The organism is Paraburkholderia nodosa (assembly GCF_001718195.1).
Lineage (GTDB): Bacteria > Pseudomonadota > Gammaproteobacteria > Burkholderiales > Burkholderiaceae > Paraburkholderia > Paraburkholderia nodosa_A.
Genome location: NZ_MCNV01000010.1, coordinates 283750 through 290154, shown reverse-complemented (window position 1 = coordinate 290154; position 6405 = coordinate 283750). Strand labels below are relative to the sequence as shown.

The 6405-nt window shown below is 60.6% G+C and carries 6 protein-coding genes and 1 pseudogene; 1 reads left to right on the top strand and 6 read right to left on the bottom strand.

The annotated features are described in order from the left end of the window. Positions 1-84: 84 nt before the first annotated feature. Positions 85-1323, bottom strand: a complete 1239-nt coding sequence (ltrA, locus tag BFD71_RS39200; RefSeq protein WP_083245346.1) for a group II intron reverse transcriptase/maturase — start codon at positions 1321-1323, stop codon at positions 85-87. Positions 1324-1811: 488 nt separating this feature from the next. Here ltrA and BFD71_RS19730 point away from each other — a divergent pair, with 488 nt between their 5' ends. Then, positions 1812-3263 (top strand): aminotransferase-like domain-containing protein, encoded by a 1452-nt coding sequence (locus BFD71_RS19730; protein WP_069266000.1) that lies wholly within the window; start codon positions 1812-1814, stop codon positions 3261-3263. Positions 3264-3268: 5 nt separating this feature from the next. Here BFD71_RS19730 and BFD71_RS19725 read toward each other — a convergent pair whose 3' ends face one another. The 5 genes and pseudogenes from BFD71_RS19725 to BFD71_RS19710 all read right to left on the bottom strand — a co-directional run bounded on the left by BFD71_RS19725 (position 3269) and on the right by BFD71_RS19710 (position 6221). Then, positions 3269-3496, bottom strand: a complete 228-nt coding sequence (locus BFD71_RS19725) for a hypothetical protein (protein WP_069265966.1) — start codon at positions 3494-3496, stop codon at positions 3269-3271. A gap of 338 nt (positions 3497-3834) precedes the next feature. After that, on the bottom strand, positions 3835-4503 hold the full coding sequence (locus BFD71_RS19720; RefSeq protein ID WP_370684293.1) for a substrate binding domain-containing protein: 669 nt from the start codon (positions 4501-4503) through the stop codon (positions 3835-3837). 177 nt (positions 4504-4680) lie between these two features. Then, positions 4681-4794: pseudogene (locus BFD71_RS42850) on the bottom strand (LysR family transcriptional regulator); the annotation flags it as partial. Between the two features lie 216 nt (positions 4795-5010). Further along, on the bottom strand, positions 5011-5355 hold the full coding sequence (locus BFD71_RS19715; protein ID WP_176732913.1) for a response regulator: 345 nt from the start codon (positions 5353-5355) through the stop codon (positions 5011-5013). A 206-nt stretch (positions 5356-5561) separates the two neighbouring features. Beyond that, positions 5562-6221: a response regulator transcription factor gene (locus tag BFD71_RS19710; protein WP_069265964.1), complete on the bottom strand. Its 660-nt coding sequence runs from the start codon at positions 6219-6221 to the stop codon at positions 5562-5564. Positions 6222-6405 lie beyond the last annotated feature (184 nt).

The window sequence follows — 6405 nt, the reverse complement described above, 5'->3', positions numbered from 1 at the left end:
CGAATCGGGATAGGGGCAGGCCTCGCGGCCCGACCCCTCCCACGCCACCGTGCGTACGGGTCCGTACACGGCGGCTCGGATCAGTTAGCCGACTGGACCGACGGAGGGAAGTCCAAGAGAGCGTAGATACCGGTTTGGCAGTGCGAGACTCAGCGCGGGGCTGCAACTAAGCCGCCACGCATTGTGCGGCGATCCAACGGTCTGAGCGGCTAGATCACGGCTAACCCCGCGGGCAGTCAGTTCCTTGAAACGGGTCCGGCCACGCTTCCACTGCTTCCAGAAGAAGCAGCGGATTCGGCGACGAATCCATTCATCGAGGCGCTTCAACACGCTTGGGGTTTCGCAGAAACCAAAGTAGCCACGCCAGCCCGTGAGATACCGCTTCAGCGTACCAATCATCTGGTCGACGCTGACGCCTCGGGTGCGCTGTGTCAGTTCCCTGATCCTCTCCTTGAAGCGAGCCAGTGCTTTGGGTGCAATGCGCCGTTTAGCCTGTTCCCGGTTCGAGAAGGTAAAACCCAGAAACTTCCGCGTGTGTGGTGGCGCGACCGCGCTTTTCGCTTCGTTGACCGTCAGCTTGAGCTTGCCAGTGAGGAAGGCTTTGAGGCCCATCATCACGCGCTGGCCAGCGCGTTCGCTGCGTACGTAGACGTTACAATCGTCGGCGTACCTCACGAACCGCAGTCCGCGTTGCTCAAGCAGCTTGTCAAGATCGTCGAGCATCAGATTGGATAACAGCGGCGACAGGGGACCGCCTTGTGGCGTGCCTTCGTCCGTTGCACCAACCAGCCCGTGCTCCATCACTCCTGCCGTCAGGAACGAGCGGATCAGCTTCAGGACGCGCCTGTCGCTCACCCGCTTTGCCACCCGGCTCATCAGGATATCGTGGTTCACGCGGTCAAAGAACTGCGCCAAATCCAGGTCGACCACCCAGCGGTGTCCCGCCTGGATGTAGCCCTGCGCGCGCGCCACGGCCTGATGTGCCGAGCGTCCCGGACGAAATCCGTAACTGGAGTCCGAGAACGTCGGGTCCCACTGCCTTTGCAGCACCTGCAACACCGCCTGCTGAACGAGCCGGTCGAGCGCAGAAGGAATGCCGAGCTTGCGCACGCCTCCTCCGTCCGGCTTGGGTATCTCGACCCGTCTCACAGGCTGGGGTTGGTAGGTGCCTTCGAGCAGTGAGGCCCGTATCGTCGGCCAATGCTCTCGCAGTCCTGATTCCAGGACACCGGGCAGGCCTCCCGAGGTAAGCACAACCGCCTTCACCACACACCCGCCTGATTTACCACCCCAGCCTTTGATGGTGGAGGACTTCGCGATCATTGGCTCGCTCGTCCGACCGGGTAGGCCTCATATCAGGTTTCTGTTCGTCAGGTCGTGACTTTGCTACACGCTTCCTTCAGACCCCGCCTCGCGACGACGCCCTTGCGTTTCACTGGTCCTTCGCCCCATCAGGCTGGACAGGGGACTTTCACCCCCAAGCTGTTGTGCATGCTCGGCACACCAAAGAAACGCCCCGGTACTCGCGCACCGGGGCGAAAGGCTTGCCACGCTACAGGCAAAAAGAGCCGCAAGCTCTGCGGGTTTAGGTGATGATCCAGGCACTCGCGCAGTTATCCCGGCGCATCCCGGGAGAACAGACCCGGACTGCGATGCGCACTGGCCGCAATGATCCGCCCTCCCAGCAAGCGCGTATAGAAGCAGTCGACGCATAATTGACCGTAGCAGATCGGATTCGCGGTCGTGCGCACCATGAGAAAATCGCTCGAAGCACGAGTCCACCCATGACCTCTTTGGAAGAACCGGCACGCATGACACGCTACGAACGCCTCGCGCAAAGCATGGCCGCCGAGATTCGCTCCGGCAACCTGAAGCCGGGCTCGCGCATGCCGTCGCTGCGGCAAATCATTGCGCAGCACGGTGTCAGTCAGTCCACGGCCGCGCGTGCCTACTACGTGCTCGAGCAGTGGGGCCTCGTGCGCGCTGAAGAACGTTCGGGCTACTACGTCGCGCCGCTCTCCAAGCCCAGCAAGACGGACTCGCGAGCAACGACAGGCGAGTCCGCCACCGTCGATATCAGCGAGCTGGTGTTCTCGGTGCTCGACGCCGCCAAGCGCCCCGGTATCGTGCCGCTCGGCTCCGCCTTCCCTTCCCCATTGCTGTTTCCGCTGTCGCGGTTGGCGAAATCGCTCGGCCAGGCCGCGCGCAGCGTGAGCCCGTGGAGCACGGTGGTCGATCTGCCGCCCGGCAACGAGAACCTGCGGCGGCAAATTGCGCTGCGCTACATGCGGGTTGGCATCTCGCAGCCGGCCGAGGACATCATCATCACCAACGGCGCGCTGGAAGCGCTCAATCTTTGCCTGATGGCGGTCACGCAGCCCGGCGATATCGTCGCCGTGGAATCACCGGGCTTTTACGCGGCGCTTCAGGCGATCGAACGGCTCGGCCTGCGGGCAGTCGAAATTCCCGTGGATACCGCCACCGGGCTCGACCTCGACGCGCTGGCGCAAGCGCTGGACAAGCACCCCATCCGTGCCTGCTGGTTCATGACGAATTTCCAGAACCCCACGGGCGTCACGTTGTCGGCGGCGAAGAAAGAAGCGTTAGTCGAGCTGCTCGCGAAGCACGAAGTCCCGCTCATCGAAGACGATGTGTACGGCGAGTTGCACTACGCGCCGAACTATCCGCCGCCGGCCATCGCGTTCGACCGGCGTGGCCTCGTCATGCACTGCGGCTCGTTCTCGAAGAACCTGGCGCCGGGTTATCGCGTAGGCTGGGCGAGCGCTGGGCGCTTCGCGGAACGCGTGCAGCGCCTGAAGCTCATGACGACGATCTCGGCCAGCATTCCCGCCCAGGCCGGCATTGCCGACTACCTCGAGCATGGCGGCTACGAGCGTCATTTGAAGAAGATCCGGCTGGCCATGCAGACGCAGCGCGATGCGATGATCGAGGCGATTCGCCGGTGGCTGCCTGAAGGCACACAGTACACGCGGCCCGAGGGCGGCTATTTTCTGTGGCTCACGTTTCGCGAGCGCATCGACGCCATGGCGCTCCATCGTCTCGCGATCGAACGCGGGATCAGTGTCGCGCCCGGCCCGCTCTTTTCCGCGTCACGCGCATTCGAAAACTGCATACGGCTCAATTACGGGCATCCCTGGTCGGCGCGCATCGATGAAGCGATCCGCACACTGGGCGAACTGCTCGTTCATCCCGATGTGTGTGCACAATCGCGCTCGATCGATGCGCGCGGCACCAACCCATAGCGACCTTAACTGCCAAAGAACAGGTTGCAGAAACTCGCCGGGCCCACACAGGTCTTGGCGTCCCGTGCCTGCGTCTTGGCCGGACGCTGCGGCGCCTGATACGTATTCGCCCGGGACGTATTGGTCTGGGCCGTTTGTTGAGCATCCGTCTGCGCGGGAGCGACGGATTCGGCATGGACAGCGAAGCTGGCCGACAGCGAACAGGCGAAGAGGACAGCAGTAAGCAATTTCATTTCAATCTCTCTAGCAAGGTGATGGAGGCGACGCCTCCGGGGAAACAGCCTGGCCAGATTAATCACTTTCACTACTCAAGAGAATCCTGCAACCGCGGGAATGATCCTTCCATTCCATGGGAGTATCGAGAATCCGGCTCGCGCACAACATGCGGACGCTCACAGCAGACAAACACGGCTCAAATCCACCGTGCGGCGATAGACATTCCTGTTGAGCCAGGGAACGAAGGTGTATTCGTCATAAGCAGTACTGCCAACGAATATCCAGTTGTGCAATACGTAAGACATCGCTACCTCTTCGGCGTAGAACGAATTCGTTTGCCTCTCGCGGCAAGCCGTCACGACATCATCGCGAGAGCTTCACTTCGCTTCATCGATTGCGGTATGCGTATGACGTCATCGGTACCCGCCTTCGCAGGCGCCCGAAAGAACTCGATGCAAAAGTCGACGAACATTCTGAGCCGTGCCGGGATCAGTTCACGGTGAGCATAAAAAAGGCATAGTTCAACGCGGCTATCGGATGCCGTACATTCCGGCAGGACGTGCACGAGATGTCCCATATCGATATCTTCGCGAATCATGGTTTCAGGCAGCGTGGCAATGCCGGTGCCGTCGAGCGCTGCCGCGCGCAGCAGCACGTCGTTGCCTTCCATCGACGAATTGGGCGAAATACTCACTTTCCGGCCGCCCTCATGAAGTTCGATGAAGTCCGCACTCTTCTTTCTCGTTTCCGGATCGACGAGCAGAAAATGGTTGGGGAGCTCCGCAGTGGATTCCGGCACACCGTATTGCTCGAGATACGCGGGCGCGGCTACGAGAATGCGTGGCGAGCGCAATAGCGTGCGGCGAATCACGGTGGACTGCTCGACGAGCTGAGGCGGAAGAATGGCGATATCGAAACGGCCGTCGAACAGATTCGTGACGTGGTCCTCAACGGAAACCACCAGACTCACATGAGGAGCGATGGCGCGATAGCGCCGCATCAACCGCGAAAACGCGCCGTTCACCAGTGTGGGGTGCACGACGAGCCGCAACTTTCCGCCATTGACCTCGTGCTCCATCGCAATGCGCCGATTCGCTTCGTCCAGTTCTTCGAGCAGACGGCAGCAAATCAGGTAGTACGATTGCGCGGCGTCCGTCAAGGAAACGGACCGCGTAGTCCTGAGCAAGACTCGCGTCTGGACGCATTCTTCGAGCTTTGCGATCGCTTTCGACACGGACCCAGTCGTCACATTCAATGACTCGGCGGCCTTGCTGAAACTCTGATACCGCGCAGCGGCGACGAATGCACGCAACATGTAAAGCTGATCCATCTCGCACCTCACAAGTGTTTTGCCCTGCCCGACGATTCAAAGCGTAGGCGCGCAAGCCGCGCGACGGTATCGTCCGATGTGGTGTGATGTCCTATGCAGCCGCGTGCGCGTCTAATACATCCGGATGGCCTGCATGGGCGGCCGGCATAGCCGCCGTTTCGCCAGGCCCGGCAGCGCCCGAATTTCAGGCGTTCGGCCGCATCACTTTTTCAGCAATTCACTAATCCGTGCGAGAAGTCCTGCGTCATCCACGGGCTTCGAAAAAAAACCGGCGGCGCCGTTATTTTTTGCGCGCTCGCGCACGTCCTCGGTCACATACGCCGTCACGAAAATGACGGGGATGGGACGCTTCCATCGCTTGATCGACTCGAGCAGCGCAAAGCCGTCCATGCCCGGCATCTGGATATCGGCGACGACGAGTTTCAGTGTCGAGCGGCGCGTATCGTCCAGAAGATGGTGTGCGGATGCGTAGTCGATCACGTTCCAGCTTGCCGAACGCAGCGAACTGGACAGCGCCATCCGGACGGATTCATCGTCGTCCACCATGCCGATCGTCGCAGGCGGCCGCGCTGGTTTTATCTGGGGTCCGGTGGCCATCGAAATGAGGCAGAAAGGTAGAATCTTTCTGCAAAGTACAGGCGCGCCGAGGGGGCAGCAATCACACTATCGGATGATTCTTGTGACAGTGCGTATTAGCGGGGCGAGATCCGTGCGCCGACGCAGGCAGCCATGGCGCAGCGAATGCAAAATGCCTATCTGGCGCTCTGCGGAGCCGGCTGCACCTGCTGCAACTTCTTGATGAGTTCGGCCACGGAGCGCGCATTGAGTTTGTGCATGGCCTGGGCCCGATGGATCTTGACCGTGACCTCGCTCAGGCACAGCAGGTCCGCGATCTGCTTGTTCAACAGACCTTCCGAGACCAGACCGATGACTTCGCGCTCGCGCGCCGTGAGCGAATCGTATGCTTGACGAATACCCGCGACGAGCCTCGCCTGGCGCCGCAATTCGCCATCGCGTTTGAGCGCGGCGGCGATCGTGTCGAGCAGATCCTGGTCCTTGAATGGCTTCGTCATGAAATCGAAAGCGCCCGCTTTCATCGCCTTGACGGTCATGCCGATATCGCCATGTCCCGTCAGGAAGACGATGGGAAATCGAATGCTCTCCTTGAAGGCTTCCTGCTGAAGCGTGAGGCCGCTCTCGCCGCGTAACCGGATGTCGAGAATGAGGCAGCTCGGCACGTCCGGCATTTGCACGGCGAGAAATTCGTCAGCCGATTCGAACGCCCGCACCTCGATGCCCACTGACATGAGCAGACTGGTCAGCGCACCACGAATGGACTCGTCGTCGTCGATCACGTACACGAGCGAGTCCGGTAGTTGTTCACTTCGCGTCCCAACGCTATCGTGTTTCATCGCTCGATCTTCGAAAAGTTCGTGATGGCGAAAAAGTGCCGATGCTCGCCATATGGTAAGCAATAGCAAGACTTATCGCCACCGCTTGCACACCGTGGGCGATGACTTCCTTTGAAGCAGGCACCCACATAAATCATACTTTTCAGCCTCGCTCTTTTTCGCGTACCACGCCTGGGACCTACGC